General features: G+C 51.3%; 14 protein-coding genes. 4 read left to right on the forward strand and 10 right to left on the reverse strand.

The genetic code is table 11. The features are described from left to right. Positions 1-46 precede the first annotated feature (46 nt). The 3 genes from ACZ1HF_RS16905 (at position 47) to folD (ending at position 3,470) form a co-directional block, all read left to right on the forward strand. Positions 47-646 (forward strand): MOSC domain-containing protein, encoded by a 600-nt coding sequence (locus ACZ1HF_RS16905; RefSeq protein WP_472658601.1) that lies wholly within the window; start codon positions 47-49, stop codon positions 644-646. Positions 647-815: 169 nt separating this feature from the next. Then, entirely contained in the window at positions 816-2,492 is a 1,677-nt protein-coding gene (locus ACZ1HF_RS16910; RefSeq protein ID WP_472658602.1) for a formate--tetrahydrofolate ligase, read from the forward strand. 87 nt (positions 2,493-2,579) lie between these two features. Beyond that, complete coding sequence (gene folD / locus ACZ1HF_RS16915; protein WP_472658603.1) at positions 2,580-3,470, forward strand: bifunctional methylenetetrahydrofolate dehydrogenase/methenyltetrahydrofolate cyclohydrolase FolD; 891 nt, start codon at positions 2,580-2,582, stop codon at positions 3,468-3,470. Here the strand turns inward: folD and pdeM are convergent. The 4 genes from pdeM to ACZ1HF_RS16935 are packed head-to-tail and all read right to left on the reverse strand — an operon-like array spanning position 3,467 to position 8,743. Further along, positions 3,467-4,129, reverse strand: a complete 663-nt coding sequence (gene pdeM, locus ACZ1HF_RS16920; RefSeq protein ID WP_472658604.1) for a ligase-associated DNA damage response endonuclease PdeM — start codon at positions 4,127-4,129, stop codon at positions 3,467-3,469. The genes folD and pdeM overlap by 4 nt on opposite strands. Positions 4,130-4,168: 39 nt before the next feature. Beyond that, complete coding sequence (locus ACZ1HF_RS16925; protein WP_472658605.1) at positions 4,169-6,571, reverse strand: ligase-associated DNA damage response DEXH box helicase; 2,403 nt, start codon at positions 6,569-6,571, stop codon at positions 4,169-4,171. Between the two features lie 40 nt (positions 6,572-6,611). Beyond that, positions 6,612-7,427, reverse strand: a complete 816-nt coding sequence (locus tag ACZ1HF_RS16930; protein ID WP_472658606.1) for an NAD(P)-dependent oxidoreductase — start codon at positions 7,425-7,427, stop codon at positions 6,612-6,614. Next, positions 7,427-8,743 carry an ATPase gene (locus ACZ1HF_RS16935; RefSeq protein WP_472658607.1) on the reverse strand — a complete coding sequence of 439 codons (1,317 nt, stop codon included), beginning with the start codon at positions 8,741-8,743 and terminating at the stop codon, positions 7,427-7,429. Before ACZ1HF_RS16935 ends, ACZ1HF_RS16930 begins: the two co-directional genes overlap by 1 nt. A gap of 143 nt (positions 8,744-8,886) precedes the next feature. Here ACZ1HF_RS16935 and ACZ1HF_RS16940 point away from each other — a divergent pair, with 143 nt between their 5' ends. Then, the gene (locus tag ACZ1HF_RS16940; protein WP_472658608.1) at positions 8,887-10,470 is read left to right on the forward strand and encodes a hypothetical protein; all 1,584 of its coding nucleotides are present in this window, start codon (positions 8,887-8,889) and stop codon (positions 10,468-10,470) included. On the opposite strand, the gene ACZ1HF_RS16945 is transcribed toward ACZ1HF_RS16940, so the two are convergent. Genes ACZ1HF_RS16945 through ACZ1HF_RS16970 form a run of 6 tightly spaced genes read right to left on the reverse strand, consistent with a single transcriptional unit; the run spans position 10,467 to position 15,806 of the window. Further along, on the reverse strand, positions 10,467-10,958 hold the full coding sequence (locus ACZ1HF_RS16945; RefSeq protein WP_472658609.1) for an A24 family peptidase: 492 nt from the start codon (positions 10,956-10,958) through the stop codon (positions 10,467-10,469). The genes ACZ1HF_RS16940 and ACZ1HF_RS16945 overlap by 4 nt on opposite strands. 3 nt (positions 10,959-10,961) lie before the next feature. Further along, positions 10,962-11,810, reverse strand: a complete 849-nt coding sequence (locus ACZ1HF_RS16950) for a tetratricopeptide repeat protein (RefSeq protein WP_472658610.1) — start codon at positions 11,808-11,810, stop codon at positions 10,962-10,964. A 31-nt stretch (positions 11,811-11,841) separates the two neighbouring features. Beyond that, a complete protein-coding gene (locus ACZ1HF_RS16955; RefSeq protein ID WP_472658611.1) occupies positions 11,842-12,387 on the reverse strand; it encodes a tetratricopeptide repeat protein in 546 nt (181 codons plus the stop codon). A gap of 35 nt (positions 12,388-12,422) precedes the next feature. Then, positions 12,423-13,403 carry a type II secretion system F family protein gene (locus tag ACZ1HF_RS16960; protein WP_472658612.1) on the reverse strand — a complete coding sequence of 327 codons (981 nt, stop codon included), beginning with the start codon at positions 13,401-13,403 and terminating at the stop codon, positions 12,423-12,425. A 9-nt stretch (positions 13,404-13,412) separates the two neighbouring features. Further along, the gene (locus ACZ1HF_RS16965; protein ID WP_472658613.1) at positions 13,413-14,381 is read right to left on the reverse strand and encodes a type II secretion system F family protein; all 969 of its coding nucleotides are present in this window, start codon (positions 14,379-14,381) and stop codon (positions 13,413-13,415) included. A 6-nt stretch (positions 14,382-14,387) separates the two neighbouring features. Next, the gene (locus ACZ1HF_RS16970) at positions 14,388-15,806 is read right to left on the reverse strand and encodes a CpaF family protein (protein WP_472658614.1); all 1,419 of its coding nucleotides are present in this window, start codon (positions 15,804-15,806) and stop codon (positions 14,388-14,390) included.

The raw sequence follows: 15,806 nt of genomic DNA on the forward strand, positions 1-15,806 counted from the left end.
TGCCTTTATTTATCATTTTGACAAAGTAGTTTCCGGAGACCCATGTATGCCTGCTTTGATCAAGACCGATTATGTTGGAACAATTTCCTGGCTGGGTCGCGTGCTTGATCGTGATGCGGCATTAAGGTCAACCTCTATCGGTGAAGCCTATGCAAACTTTGCTGGGATAGAAAGCGAGGATCATGGTGGGTTGACGCGGGCCTCTTGTTCCCGCGTTGTGACGCAATATCCAAAAGGCACAACGATCCGTAATACACGCCAGATCTGCATTGTCTCGGCCGATGAAATGAAGCAGGTCGCCGCAGCAATCGATGTAGATCAGTTTGACCCGGAGTGGTGCGGTGCGAATATGGTGATTGAAGGCATCCCTGATTTCACGCACATTCCGCCCTCCTCGCGGCTGCAGACTCAAGATGGCACAACACTGACGGTTGATATGGTCAACCGTCCCTGCCATTTGCCTGCGGCCATCATTGATACGGACGCCCCAGGACATGGCAGGGCCTTCAAGGCTGCAGCGAAGGATCGGCGTGGCGTGACTGCTTGGGTCGAACGTGAAGGTGTTCTGCGCGTTGGCGATACTGTGACACTGCACATCCCTGATCAACGCAACTGGCAGCCGGATTTGGGGCTGCATGCGTTGTAATCTGTCGCTTTAAAGCGCTGTTCGTTTCCCATCTGAAACATGTGAGTTCAGCTTCGGCGATTCTAGGTCGGAAAATGTCGTAATCGCGCATTGCCGCGCAGGGTTGGATCGATATAGGCGGTGGTACACCACGGTGTTACGTGCGCCAAAATGAGGGATGGATACTATTATGAGCTTCAAGACCGATATCGAGATTGCCCGCGAGGCGAAGAAACGCCCCATTCAGGAAATCGGCGCGAAGCTGGGTATACCGTCTGACGACCTACTGCCCTTCGGGCATGATAAAGCCAAAGTCTCGGCTGAATTTATTGCAGCTCAGAAAGGCAAAAAGGACGGTAAGCTGATCCTTGTTACTGCAATTAATCCAACGCCCGCGGGTGAGGGCAAGACTACAACGACTGTGGGTCTTGGTGACGGGCTGAATGCGATTGGCAAAAAAGCGGCCATTTGTATTCGAGAAGCTTCACTTGGTCCATGTTTCGGGATGAAAGGCGGGGCTGCTGGCGGCGGTTACGCTCAGGTCGTGCCAATGGAAGAAATGAACCTGCATTTCACGGGTGATTTCCACGCAATCACGTCTGCGCATAATTTGCTAAGTGCTATGATCGACAACCATATCTATTGGGGCAATGCGCTTGAGATCGACCAACGGCGGGTGGTCTGGAAGCGGGTTCTGGATATGAATGACCGTGCCCTTAGGGATTGTGTGACGTCGCTGGGCGGCGTGGCCAATGGTTTTCCGCGCCAGACCGGGTTTGACATCACTGTGGCTTCGGAAGTTATGGCGATCCTGTGCCTTGCGAACGATCTGGACGATCTTCAGAAGCGTCTGGGCGATATTATCGTTGCCTATACACGGGACCGAAAGCCGATCTATGCGCGTGACATCAAAGCAGATGGCGCGATGACGGTCCTGTTGCAACAAGCTATTCAGCCCAATCTGGTGCAGACGCTTGAGAACAACCCCGCTTTTGTACATGGCGGGCCGTTTGCGAATATTGCGCATGGGTGTAACTCAGTGGTTGCAACGACAACGGCTCTGAAACTCGCCGATTATGTCGTGACAGAAGCCGGGTTTGGGGCCGATCTTGGCGCAGAAAAATTTATGAATATCAAATGTCGCAAGGCCGGACTGGCACCAGATTGCGTGGTGCTGGTGGCCACTGTGCGGGCGATGAAGATGAATGGCGGTATAGCCAAGGCTGATTTGGGCGCAGAGAACGTAGCAGCCGTCGAGGCAGGCTGCGCGAACCTTGGACGCCATATTGAAAACGTCAAAAGTTTCGGTGTGCCGGTGGTCGTTGCGATCAACCATTTCTCGGGCGATACGAATGCCGAAGTGGCGGCTGTGAAGGCTTATGTGGAAGGGCAGGGATCGGAAGCGATCCTGTGCAAGCACTGGGCGCATGGTTCGGAAGGAACAAAGGAACTGGCCGAGCGTGTTGTCGAAATCGCCGATAGCGGCGTATCTGATTTTGCCCCGCTTTATGGTGATGAACTGAGTTTGATGGAGAAGATCGAGACGATCGCCACGAAAATCTACCGCGCAGATGCTGTGATTGCTGATAAGAAAATCCGGGATCAACTGGCGCAGTGGGAAGAGGCTGGATACGGGAATTTGCCGGTTTGTATGGCTAAAACGCAATATTCTTTTTCGATCGACCCGAATGAACGCGGCGCGCCGGTAGGCCATTCGCTGCCAATCCGTGAGGTGCGCTTGTCCGCTGGGGCGGGTTTCGTTGTGGTGGTCTGCGGTGAGATCATGACAATGCCGGGTCTACCCCGTGTGCCTTCAGCTGAAGCAATTATGTTGAATGATGCCGGGCAGATCGAAGGCTTGTTCTGATAACTGATGCGGGCCTAACGTCTTGGCCCGCGTTACACCTACGCACTGCTTGCAGACTATATTTTGAAGAGATGATGGGGGTTTGACGTGAGCGCTACAATTATTGACGGTAAAGCTTTTGCGGCCAAAGTCCGTGAGAAGGTCGCCACCCATGTAACACGCTTGAAGGCGGATCATGGCATAGTGCCGGGTTTGGCTGTTATTCTGGTGGGTGAGGATCCGGCCAGCGAGGTCTATGTGCGCAACAAGGGTAAGCAGACCTTAGCTGCGGGGATGAATTCCTTTGAGCACAAGCTGGATGCAGGCTGTTCGCAGGCAGAGCTTCTGGAAGTGGTCGAGACGCTGAATGCGGACCCGGCTGTACATGGTATTTTATGCCAACTCCCGCTGCCTGATCATTTGGATGAGGAAGAAGTCATCAATGCGATCGATCCGGCGAAGGATGTGGATGGCTTTCATATCTCTAATGTCGGACTTTTGGGAACCGGGCAGAAAAGCATGGTGCCATGCACGCCGCTGGGCTGCCTGATGATGCTTCGGGATCATCATGGGTCTTTGTCGGGCTTGGATGCGGTCGTGGTTGGACGTTCGAATATTGTCGGCAAACCTATGGCTCAGCTTTTGCTTGGGGATAGTTGCACCGTCACGATTGCCCATTCCCGGACAAAGGATTTGGCGGATGTCGTGCGGCGCGCGGATATTGTTGTTGCAGCTGTTGGCCGCCCCGAAATGGTGCCGGGTGATTGGATCAAACCGGGTGCGACGGTGATTGATGTGGGTATCAATCGAGTGCCAAACGGTGAGAAAACACGGCTGGTGGGGGATGTTCATTTCGACTCTTGCACTGAAGTGGCTGGCGCAATTACACCCGTTCCGGGCGGTGTTGGGCCGATGACGATTGCGTGCCTTCTGGCAAATACGCTGACCGCTTGTAGCCGAGCCAATGGGCTGGATGAGCCGGAAGGGCTGACAGTCTAACGCCCTATCGGGATCAGTTGGGGCACCTTCCCAATCAGGATTGCCTGCGCCTTGGGTGCCATGAGGTCGCTGAGCGGTGGCTTGTCGCAATAGAGCCCGCCGGTGAAGGTGCCAAAAGCAGGCATTATGATACGATGAGCGTCAATCAGAAAGCAGCGGCGGGACAGCATACGCCCCTTTAACTGCAACTGGATTTTCGGGTGGTAGTGACCTGACACTTCGCCTGTGGCATCCGGCGTTGCAATATGACGAAACTGTAGCGGGTCTTCGCGATACTCTGCCAGATGGGTGCCGCCAAGTGCGACGGGTCCGGGATCATGATTGCCTTCGATCCAAATCCATTGCCTGCCTGCCATCAAGCGCGACAGCCAGGATAAATGGTCATGTGGTAGGTTGTTCGCTGCGGCCAGGTCATCAAAACTATCGCCAAGGCAGATCACACGCTGTGGGTTGGTGGTGCGAATGTCATCCTCTAGTCGGCTAAGCGTGTCGATCCCTTCATAAGGCGGCAGCATCTGTCCAGACCTGCGCGCGATGCGTTCTGATTTACCAAGATGCAGATCAGAGACAACCAGAAGCCCGGCCTCGGGCCAATACAGCGCGCCGGAGGGCAGGGCGTGCAGCTCAGCGTTATAGAATGAAAACTGATAGGCGTTCATGATCTGTTCCTTGCGGATTTTACAAGCCAGCGCAAGTAGTTATTTAAGACCTGCTATATCCATCAAGCGTTGCGCCTCTTGCGCCAGAAGGCGCTCCTCGCCTGCGCCTTTGACAGGGACACGGCTAGGCTCCAGAAACAAGGGCGCTGCAAGGGGCGTGATGCGGTCGAGTGTAAGCAAGTCGATTGATCCTGCTGTCCGGCGGGCCATTTTCTCAATCCGGCCAAAAGCGATCAGGCCTTTCATGGCTTCCTCCTGCGTGATGTCGAGCATCAGGTGATCCGGGTCATATTTGCGCAAGGTATCATACAGAATATCGCTGGAGAACGTGGCTTGTCGCCCGGATTTCCGCTTACCAACCGTCATTCGGTCAATTAGCCCACTGATAATAGCAGATGCGCGGAAAGTGCGTTTCATAACTGCGTTCCCGGCCAGCCAGATCTCAAGCCCTTCGCGTAGGTTCTCTGGGTGAAACAATGGGGCAGGGTCGGTGAGCGGCTTTAGTCCCCAGATCAGTGTCGCATAATCCGTGGCAACAAAGCCCAATGGGTCGAGGCCTTGCTGTTCCATCCGTTGGGTCAAAAGCAGGCCAAGGGTTTGTTGCGCATTATGGCCTGCAAACCCATAGACAACAGTGTTCGCATGTCCATCATGGGGAAAGCTTTCGATCAGCAACCGACCTTTCTGGGGTAGTTTAGAACGTTCTCTTTGCAAACTCAGCCATTGCGCTGTGTGATCAGGCAGATTTGACCAATTGTCTTGCTGGAATATGTCGAGAATCCGGTCGGATAATTGAGTGGATGTGGCAAATTTCGTGCCCAAGAAGGCAGCAACCTTTGGTCTGTCAGAGGCTTTGCGGGTGACCTCGACGATCATCTCTTTCAGCCCTTCATAGCGGACGATCTGCCCCCCCATCAGAAAGGTGTCGCCAGGGGTCAGGGTGGCGGCAAAGCTTTCTTCGATCTCGCCCAGTGGAGTGCCGCCTATGCGGCCTTTCAGCCGCACTTTGAGGGTTTCCGTATCGATGATGGTGCCGATATTCATCCGTATCTGCGAAGCGGTGCGCGGGTCGCGCAGTTGCAATAATCCGTCTCTTTGGATGAGGCGCTGATAGCGGTCATAGGCGCGAAGAGCGTAACCGCCCGTGGTGCAGAATTCCAGGCACGTCTCAAAATCTTTTGGCGTCAGATTGGTATAGGGGCCTGCACTCTTGACCTCTGTATAAAGCTGATTGGCGTCAAATGGCCCGGAAGCGGCACGGATCAGGATATGTTGGCAGAGTACATCGCGGGGGCCGCGGGGGCGGGGATCACCATCAAGCGTATGCGCTTTAACCGCATCAAGCGCAGCCTTGCATTCGACAATTTCGAACCTGTTCGCCGGAACGAGCAGGGCCTTGGACGGGGCGTTATAGCGATGATTTGCACGGCCAATGCGTTGGACCAGCCGTTTGACGTTTTTGGGGGCGCCGATTTGAATGACCAGATCAACGTCCCCCCAATCGATGCCAAGATCAAGGCTGCCGGTGCAAACAATGGCCTTCAACGCGCCATTGACCATTGCCTGTTCAACCTTGGTGCGCTGTTCGCGGGCCAAAGAGCCATGATGAATGCCGATGGGAAGTTGATCTTTGTTAGCAAGCCAGAGGTTGTGGAAAAATAACTCTGCCTGAGCGCGGGTATTGTGAAAGATTAGCGTCGTATTGTGTTGGCTGACCTGATCCAATACGGCAGGGATGGCATATTTTCCGCCGCCGCCGGACCAAGGGGGTGGCTCTTGCGTTGCCAGCATAGAAATATCGGGGTCAGGGCCTGGGTCTGCGGTAAGGATTTTTGCAGGTTTAGGGTGGCAAGATAGGAAATCAGCAATGGCTTTCGGGTCTTCTACAGTTGCCGACAAACCAACGCGACGCAAATCAGGTGCTAAGGTTTGCAACCGCGACAGGCCCAACATCAGTTGATCGCCTCGTTTGCTTTCAGCCAGTGCATGAATCTCATCGACGATCACCCGTTGCAGGCCATTAAAAATGCGTGGCGCATCTTCATAGCTGAGCAACAGTGCAAGGGATTCAGGTGTCGTTAACAGGATATGAGGCGGGTCTGCCCGTTGTTTGCGACGCTGGGTTTGGGTTGTGTCGCCAGTGCGGTCCTCGATGCGGATCGGTAAACCTATCTCTTCGACCGGGGTGCGCAGGTTGCGTTTTATATCAGCCGCCAGCGCCTTGAGCGGCGAGATGTAAAGCGTGTGTGACCCTTTTCGCGGTGTTTCATGCAACTCAGCCAGTGTTGGCAGAAACCCTGCCATTGTTTTACCGCCGCCGGTGGGGGCAATCAAAAGCACAGATGGTGCCTTGCTGTGATCCAGCATGTCCTGCTGATGGGGATGGATAGACCAGCCCCGTGTGGTGAACCAGTTTGATAAGAGGGCGGGAAGCGTGCTCATACGAAGGGATATAGGTCAAAGCTGGATTGATTTCATCAAGCTATGGGCGTGGTTTGAGTTTTGATATTGCTGCCTGAATGGCCTCTGGCAGGTTGGTATCCGCATCCTCCGGCGCTGCATCTAACGCGCTTGCGACATCTTTGAACAGAATACCAATTGAGTTGTCGTCCGAAATTCCGTCCCGTGCGAATTCGATCTGGTTAAAACCGGACGCCAGCCAATTCTGACCGGATGATGTATGGATCAAGTCCAACACGCGCTGCTCATCAAGTCCGGCCATATCTGCCCAGTCCAGTACCAGCCGTGTCATGACCGTATGGGATGCGGCTAAGAGGTTGTTCAGAACCTTGGCTTGCATACCTGCCCCGTACCGACCCATGCGATGGAAATGCTGACCCATAGCTGCAAATAGCGGTTGGTGCGCGTCAAGTGCAGCGCTGTCACCCCCCAGCATAAAAGACAGGGCCCGATTTTCCGCGGCCACCTGTGCGCCGGACATTGGCGCGTCGATCAAGCTGATATGGTCTGGGATACGCCTACGCAAATCAATCACATAGCGTGGTGAAAGAGTCGAGCTGATGATCAGCGTTTGCAAGCTATCGGCCCGTGCCAATAGGTCTTGCGCACCAAACAAAACATCTTCGGTCTGATCAATATCACGTACAACTGTGATCAGGGTCTTTAGGCCGCGTATGAACGTGGCAGGATCATTTGTCATTGATGGGGCAAGTTCGCCAAACTCACTGACTGGCCGAATGTCCAGACCTCGTGCCTCAAAGCCCCCATGCAAAAGGGCGCCCAACATTGGCGCCCCCATACGGCCACATCCTGCGATGCCAACCGGTGCAATTTTCATTAGTGTTTGATGACCTCGTCCGTGACATACATGTTCGCCCAGGCGCGGTCGACCAAGTCAGGGTTCATCTGATAGGGAATGCCTTCATATTCGCAAACGGCAATCATCTGATCAATCAGGAAGTTGGCGTGGTAGTTCGCGTAAAGGTTATCGATGGTTGGGTATTTCACCTTCAAAAGGTGAATCAACGTATTCTCGTCCAGTGGAACCTTCTTCTTCTTCGCAACCATGGCAAAGACTTTTAGGAATTCTTCCTGTGTCGGACCGTCGATCTTGATTTTGAAGAAAATACGCCGCAAGGCCGCGCCGTCGAACATCTCGTTAGGGTGGAAGTTGGTCGAGAACACAACAAGCGTGTCAAATGGCACTTCGAATTTCTCACCCGATTGCAGAGTCAGAATATCGTATTCTGCTTCCATAGGAACAATCCAACGGTTGATCAGTGCCTGTGGAGGTTCTTCCTGACGACCAAGGTCGTCCACGATAAATACGCCGCCGGTTGATTTCAGTTGCAATGAGGCCTGATACGTCCGCGAGGTCGCGTTGTAGTTCAGGTCAAGCATGCTGAGCATCAATTCACCACCGGTCATAACCGTGGGGCGTTCGCAAATCAGGTAGCGCTTGTCATAGCGATTGTCTGTGCGGCGCAAGCTGCTTCCGGTTTGTTGATCAGCATCTTCAACCAGAGTATGCACGATCGGGTCATAGAGTGTGACAACCTGGCCGGCATATTCAATACATTGTGGCACATAGATCAGATCGCCCAAGGCGTCCCGAATACCGTTAGCAATTGATGATTTACCGTTACCCGGAGGGCCATAGAGCAAGACAGAACGTCCAGAGCTTACCGCAGGGCCAAGATGCTCAAGCAGATGTTCCGGCAGGATCAGGTGCTGCATTGAACCAAGCAGTCTGTCGCGCGTCATTTGAATGTTGCGGATTGACTGGCGTTTGACCTGCTCTTTGTACATCTCAAGCGGTACAGGCAGGGCGCCATAATATTCTGACTGGCTCAGCGCATCCAGCGCGCGGGCCTTGCCTGCATCTGCCAACTGGAATGCCATTTCCGAGCCAGAGCCGGCGTGCAGTGTACCTTGTGCTTCGATAAGCTTTTGCTCACGGGTGATCTCAACCAATTGCTGAGTGAGAGGGATCGAGAGTTTGATCGCCTCTGACATTTCAGATACTGTTTCAAGATTCTTGCGAAATACAGTTTTGAGCAGGATATCCCGCATCATTACGATGCTGAGCCCTGTATCTTCGAGTGTTTTGGGTGGTGCTGGTGCAAAAACACCGGCAGAAGCATGCATATTCATCTGGTTCACCTTGTTATGCCAGAACCTTAGTAGTTAATCGGAAGTTTACCTTTATATTGCCTTCCAAACAACAAAAACTGGTCCGCATTCCATGAGCAGTCTAGCGTGTATCTTAGTGATAAAAACAATACGGGGCTTCTGACATGAACAAGGCAGATAAATGGCTTTTTCTTGTCTATCTATTGGCATTGGTTACGATTTTCGGTGGAATCACGCTCGCGAAGGGTGGATTGTTCGTGTACGCACATGAAGGGGATGTGCTGCATCTGACCGAAATTTTACTCCGGATGGAGCTTGGTCAATGGCCTCATTTCGATTTCATGACGCCATTGGGAATCTTGTCTTTCCTGCCAATAGTCATCTTTATCTGGGCTGGTTTTGGCGTCGGGACATCGATTCTTCTTGGTCAAATCGCTGTCGCTTTAGCCATTCTGCCCATGGTCTGGTGGCTTGGTGTGTCCCGCTTGCCCAGACTTGTGGCTTTTGGGTTAGGCGGGCTGATCATTGCAATGACTCTTGCCCTAATTTTTGGCGGGCCTGATGTAAGCGTTTCGGTTTCCATGCATTATAATCGCTGGGCTTGGGCATTGGTGTTCATCAGTGTTCTTATCGCCGCAATACCACCGCGAAACGCAAATTCCTTCGTCGCGGACGGGGTTATCCTCGGTTTGGCGATGGCCTTCTTCGTTCTGAGCAAAGTGACTTATGCTCTTGCCTTCTCACCAGCAATTCTGGTGGCTCTGGCTTTGCGCCGGCAATGGCGGGCTTTGGGTGTAGGGCTGGTTGTCATGATGGCGGCATTCGTTCTTGTGACTGTGTTCGGCGGCATTGAGTTTTGGCAAGCATATATTGGCGACCTCCTTGCAATGCTGGGTAATGAGGTGCGCCCAAGGCCTGGCGCAGATATATCCCAGTTGCTTCTGGCACCTCGATTTGCCTTGGCCAATTTATTGTTGTTGGCAGCCATTATTCTCATACGTCAGGGTGATGACCCGGACATGGGCGTAATTCTGCTTTTGCTCGCACCCGCGTTTGTCTATGTGACCTTCCAAAACTACGGCAATGATCCAAAATGGCTTCTGCTTTTGGCTACCATGCTTTTCCTCACATCGAGCAAGCCAAGTATGAATGCGATCGCCCTAGCGTGCGCAGTTATCATTACCCCTTCGTTCCTCAATATGACCTTCAGTACGATGCGCCATTTTCAAGTGAATGAAGAGTTATTCATTCCTACATTCGCGACCGCACCGCATAACGATTTCTTCACACCAGAGCTTCGTGTCTTGCAGGTTGATACTACGCAAAGGCGCAGCTTTACCGAGCCAAATTTTGCATTTCTGAATGCAAAGGACGATGAGGTCGAAATCTTCAAATTTGGCGATGAGGTTTTACCAAGCTGCTCACAGGAATTGGGGCTGATTGGCGTTATTCGTGCCATGGCCGAAGATCTGGATGATGCAAACCTGAGCAATGGGAAATCGGTGTTTGTGGCTGACACGTTTAGCGGGCTATGGATGTTCGGTGATCTTGAACCGACCAAAGGCGCTGCACCGTGGTACTATAAAAACCTGTCAGGGCTCGATAACGCAGACTATCTGATTATTCCAAGCTGCACGAACAGCTTGCTGACATTTGGCTCCATTCTGGATGAGCTGAATGAGTTGGAAGATGTGGAATTCAAAGAGATCAGGCGGACGTCTCTTTATACACTATATGAGAAGATCTAAACTGTTGCTGCCAGAATAAGGTACACGACCAAACTTAGAGCAAGCGGATAGCCAAGTGGGAAATGTCGTTTACTTGTCCAGCTTGCCCAATCCGGTGTCAACCGGCGTATGAAAGGCATCATACGTGCCAGACGATGCGTTACAAAGGCAAAAAAGATACAAATAGCGAAGATGAAGATGAAGTTTAAAACATCTTGAAGGGCAATAAACGGTGCCATAGCGGCGGCGAATTTTGCGTCACCGGCACCCAATGCGCCCAATGAAGACAATATGAAGCCCACAAACAGTACGACAATCAAATGTATGAGACGCATACCATAATCAGGCAGGGGCAGCGTTACCAAACCGATCACAAGGAAAACCCCGACCAATGCCAGGACAGCATAGTTCGGGATTTTCATCGTGCTTATATCGCTCCAGGCGACCCATATCGCTATAGGAATTACGAATGGTAAAAACCAGATCGCCGTCGCAACACTTGTTCCCATCGGTCAGCTATTTTCCAGCTTTTCAAGTGATCTTGAAGCGGCCTCAAAATGTCGAGGATGCGTGTCTATAGCATCCTGGATCAAGTTTTTGCCCGTATTCACATCACCTTGTTTTACAGCTGTTAGGGCCATTGTATAAAGAAGTTGCGCTCGTTCTTCCTGACTCACCTGAATAATTGGAAGAGTGTAATTTTTCTGCGCACCACGTGCCAAGACAAGATTGTTTTTCGCAGTAAACAGTTCAGGCGCGTAGGTGATTGCTTCGCCAAAAAGACGTTCGGCATCTTTATAATCACCACGTGTCAGCTTTGAGTAGCCCCAGTTGTTGTAAACATTTCCGGGCTGTGTCGTCAGACCTGCTGCAATTTCGTAAAAACTATCCGCCTTTTTCCATTGCTTGTTGGCGTCAGCAACAACGGCTTCAAGCCGATATCGTTCATATGTCTCATATGTGGGTGGTATAGTGTTTAGCGCCGCTGTCGCACGTTCCCATTCACTCATCCGGATGAGTGAGTCTGCATAGCTCACCCGATCTTCGTTTGTGACTTCGGGGCGTTCCACAATTTTAGACCAGATTACACTTGCCTCTGTTGCGCGCCCTGCCCGAAGAAGAGATTTACCAAGGTTGCGTTGCAGTTTTATATCATCCGGGTTTTCTGCCAGAGATTTTCTGAAATGATTTACAGCTTCCCCAGGGTCCGCCGAGGATAACATGATGCTATCGATACCTGTTTCGTCGCCTACTTTTATATCTTTCAATGCGCGACTTACGTCTGCATCATCACTTGTTCCACAAGCTACTAATGCGACTGTGCTTACAAAGCACAGCATTCCTGCTCTGATCTGGGACATTTTTTCCTCTACCGCTCGTTATTTCCCTTGATCATGGTGTTCGAAGAAGCAGATAGCGCCCGTTTCCACGTCTTACCAAGCCAAAGTTGTTATCTTCTTTTTCTGTAGTATACGCAGGATTTTCAATTTTTGATAGCGCCATGCGCAGGTTTTCGCGTATCTCGTCTGAATTGCCACTATCCAAGGCAAAAGCGGTCTTAAAAACTCTGGATGCTTCAGCAACCTGGCCAGTTTCCATAAGGACAACACCCAGATTATTCCAAGCGGGGACAAAGGTTTGATCTACTTTGATAGCCTTGCGCAACAAGTCCTCAGATTGGCCCATTCGCCCTAGTCTGAGGTTGGCAGAACCCAAGGCACTGAGCACATCAACATTGAGGCCTTTCTCGCTGGCTGCGCGAAGATAGGCTTTCAATGCAAGCTCATACTGTCCCGCCTCCATTAGGCGGTGCCCTACAATCAGGCCATCTACGGATTCTAGCCGAGCAACCGAGCCATATGGTGCAAAAGGATTACCTTCAGCATCAAGCTGAGGGTTTGTTTCTGCGCATCCAGTTAACCAAATTGTTGTAGCCAAAAAAGCGCTACTTGCCCACACCCGCATGAATAAACCTAGCCACCACCGCTTAGTGTATTCAGGTTTTGTACAACATCATAGACGGATGGGCCAACTAGAATAATCAGCAGCGGTGGAACCGTGAACATCATTGTGCCCAAGGTTAGTTTTGTTGGAAGGACGTTAGCCTTTTCTTCGGCTCGCATCACCCGCTTATCCCGCATTTCTGCTGCGAAGACGCGCAAAGCCTCTGCAATGGATGTACCGAATGTAGCTGATTGCACGAGAACAGTAACAAAAGACGATACATCAGCAACACCGGCACGCTCTGCCATGTCTTTAAGGACAGTTACCCTATCCTTACCCGCTTTCATTTCAAAAGCCACAAGATCAAATTCGTCTGCAAGTGCTGGAAAGCCTGTGCGAATTTCCGTTGCAACACGTACAATCGACTGGTCAAGAGACTGACCAGCCTCAACGCACACAAGCATTAGATCAAGGGCATCAGGGAAACCACGCACAATTTCATCTTCGCGCGCCTTCCTGCGGCGCTCGATCCAGTATTTTGGTATAAAATAACCAACCATGCTTGGGATTAAGATGATGAGCGCCATAGCCGGCACAGACATATCATCGCTAGCAAGGAACAGAACAAACATAAGGCCCAGCAACATGAACCCAATGCCGAAAATGAACTGGAAAAAATGGAAAGTGCGAACCGCCGATTTGTCTTTATAACCAGCTTGAAGCAATTTCAGCTGTGTTCCTGCAAGTTCTTTTTCGTTCTGCGGCTCCAGAAAGCTTGCATATTTTTCAAGCTTATCTGTTCCACGGTTCGACGAGCGTAAACCCTTTGAGGAGCCGCTTGCCTTTGTTTTTTTGGTTTGGTCCCGCAACCGATCCATTGGGTCGCGGCGCTGATTCATGATCGCTGGAATTGCCAACAAGATCAATAAAAGACCAAGGAATCCGACACCAAACACTGGTCCAAGAGGACCGAAAATATCGATCAGGAATGTATTTACTGTTTCAAGCATGTTCTGACCTCAGACTTTGATATCGACCATGATTTTCATGAAAATCACATTTATAACCAAGAAAACGCCTACAACGATACATGCAGGTATGAAATATGGGGTTTCTCTTACGCCATCATAGTAGTTCGGCTGAAGGACGTTGATGCCAATCAGTGCAAAGATCGGGAACACAGACAGGAACATACCGGACCATTTTGCTTCGGCGGTGATGGCGCGAACGCGGCGGAACAGTTTGAACCGGGCACGTATAACCTGCGACAAGCCATGAAGAATTTCTGCCAGGTTACCACCTGATGTCTGCTGAATGGTCACAGCAACTGCAAGAAAGCGTAAATCCTGCATGTCCATACGTTCAGCAAGGTGTTTCAGGCTTTCAGAAATATCCCGCCCATAGGCAGCCTCATCCGCAATAACACCGAATTCTGTCCCCAATGGATCGGGGACTTCTTTTGAGACAACATTGATCGCTGACGAAAAAGGATGGCCCACACGAAGCGACCGCACCATAAGCTCGATTGCGTCTGGAAGCTGCTCTTCCAGCATCGCGATCCTCTTTTTTGCTTTGTTGTTTACCCAGACATAGACACCACCAACGCCCATGGCCGCAGCTATCAGCAACCGCACGCCAAGGCCTGCATCTGTCGCAATGCTCAACATCCCGAAAACTAAAACGGACAAGACCGCCATAATACCGATAAGAGCATTGGGAGAAAATGCGATATTCGCCCGCAATGCCTTGTCTGCCAGCATGGAATAGAGCGGAATACCGCCAGCATTCATATGCTGGTTCATCTCTTTGCGGAGCTGTTCCAGTACCTTTTCGCGGTTCCCGCCCTTCTGGATCATGTCCAGCCTGCGGTTTACCTTGCTGTTCAGGCTGATAGATTTACCAAAAAAGACAAGGTAGATCCCCTCGATCAGCACAAGGACTGCGACAAAAATTATGCCGTAAAGGATTGGCTCAAAACTGAATTCCATGTTCGGTTACTCCGCCGCAAGGGGTTCGTAGATAGAAGCAGGCAAGTCATAGCCCCACTGTTTGAAACGTTCCGAATAGGCAGAACGCATACCAGCTGGGGTGAACTGACCAATGATTTTGCCATCCGGGTGCAGACCTAACCGCTGAAAGCGGAAGATTTCCTGCATCGAGATCACGTCACCTTCCATGCCAGTTACTTCTGTGATTGAGACCATACGACGTGAGCCATCCTGTAGGCGGGATGCCTGAACAATCAGGTTCACAGCGGAAGCAATCTGTGCGCGAACAGCTTTGATCGGCATTTCGATCCCAGCCATAGCAATCATGTTTTCGAGACGCGAGGTCGCATCACGGGCTGAGTTGGCGTGGATTGTTGTCATTGAACCATCGTGGCCGGTGTTCATAGCTTGAAGCATGTCGATAACTTCTTCGCCACGTGTCTCCCCTACGATGATGCGGTCTGGGCGCATCCGCAGGGCGTTTTTAAGACAATCACGCTGGGTTACAGCACCTTTGCCTTCTACATTCGGTGGGCGGCTTTCCATCCGACCCACATGAACCTGCTGGAGTTGAAGTTCTGCAGTATCCTCAATCGTCAGGATACGTTCAGAGTTGTCGATGAACGATGACAAAGCGTTCAGTGTTGTTGTTTTACCAGAACCCGTACCGCCGGACACAATGACATTCAATCGACAGGCCACCGCAGCTTGGAGATAGGCTGCCATTTCTTCGGAGAACGCGCCATAATTAACCAAGTCATCAATGCCGAGCTTTTCTTTCTTGAATTTCCGAATTGAGACCAAGGACCCATCGACAGCAATTGGGGGTACCATTGCATTAAAACGCGAGCCATCTTTGAGACGGGCGTCGACATATGGGTTTGATTCATCCACACGTCGGCCAACAGCAGACACAATTTTATCAATGATGCGCAGTAGATGCTTTTCATCTTTGAACCGCGTATTGGTCAGGCTTAGGACGCCATCGCGTTCTACAAAGACGCGATTGGGTCCGTTGACCAGAATATCGTTAACTTCGTCGTCTTTCAGAAGTGGTTCAAGCGGTCCGAGACCTGTAACTTCGTCAAACAATTCAGAATGTAGTGTCTGCCGTTCCTCTTTGTTGAGGACGACGGACATTTCCTCAAGCCCCTCGGCGCAGATCGAAACGATTTCTGCCTTCAGCTCAGATTCTGGTGCATTTTCAAGGGCACTTAGATTCAGGTTGTCCAAAAGGCGGTGGTGTAAGTTGGATCTAACTTCCTCGAGCCTTTGGCGACGTTTTAGCTCTTTATCCTTGACGGCTACTTCGCCGGGCGAAACTTCAGCTTTACGCGCAGTTGGTTTTTTTGGGGCAACTTCAGCGACCGGAGTGGGCTTCTGAGCAGGTGCAGCATCAGATGTCTTTTTGTATCTTGCAAACAT

The sequence above is a fragment of the Litoreibacter sp. GN1-5 genome (assembly GCF_055693805.1).

Coding starts and splice junctions, on each gene's coding strand:
- ACZ1HF_RS16905 (WP_472658601.1), top strand. CDS start 47: ATGCCTGCTTTGATCAAGACCGATTATGTTGGAACAATTTCCTGGCTG.
- ACZ1HF_RS16950 (WP_472658610.1), bottom strand. CDS start 11,810: ATGTCCCAGATCAGAGCAGGAATGCTGTGCTTTGTAAGCACAGTCGCA.
- ACZ1HF_RS16970 (WP_472658614.1), bottom strand. CDS start 15,806: ATGTTTGCAAGATACAAAAAGACATCTGATGCTGCACCTGCTCAGAAG.
- ACZ1HF_RS16910 (WP_472658602.1), top strand. CDS start 816: ATGAGCTTCAAGACCGATATCGAGATTGCCCGCGAGGCGAAGAAACGC.
- ACZ1HF_RS16940 (WP_472658608.1), top strand. CDS start 8,887: ATGAACAAGGCAGATAAATGGCTTTTTCTTGTCTATCTATTGGCATTG.
- pdeM (WP_472658604.1), bottom strand. CDS start 4,129: ATGAACGCCTATCAGTTTTCATTCTATAACGCTGAGCTGCACGCCCTG.
- ACZ1HF_RS16935 (WP_472658607.1), bottom strand. CDS start 8,743: ATGAATATGCATGCTTCTGCCGGTGTTTTTGCACCAGCACCACCCAAA.
- ACZ1HF_RS16930 (WP_472658606.1), bottom strand. CDS start 7,427: ATGAAAATTGCACCGGTTGGCATCGCAGGATGTGGCCGTATGGGGGCG.
- ACZ1HF_RS16945 (WP_472658609.1), bottom strand. CDS start 10,958: ATGGGAACAAGTGTTGCGACGGCGATCTGGTTTTTACCATTCGTAATT.
- ACZ1HF_RS16960 (WP_472658612.1), bottom strand. CDS start 13,403: ATGCTTGAAACAGTAAATACATTCCTGATCGATATTTTCGGTCCTCTT.
- ACZ1HF_RS16925 (WP_472658605.1), bottom strand. CDS start 6,571: ATGAGCACGCTTCCCGCCCTCTTATCAAACTGGTTCACCACACGGGGC.
- ACZ1HF_RS16965 (WP_472658613.1), bottom strand. CDS start 14,381: ATGGAATTCAGTTTTGAGCCAATCCTTTACGGCATAATTTTTGTCGCA.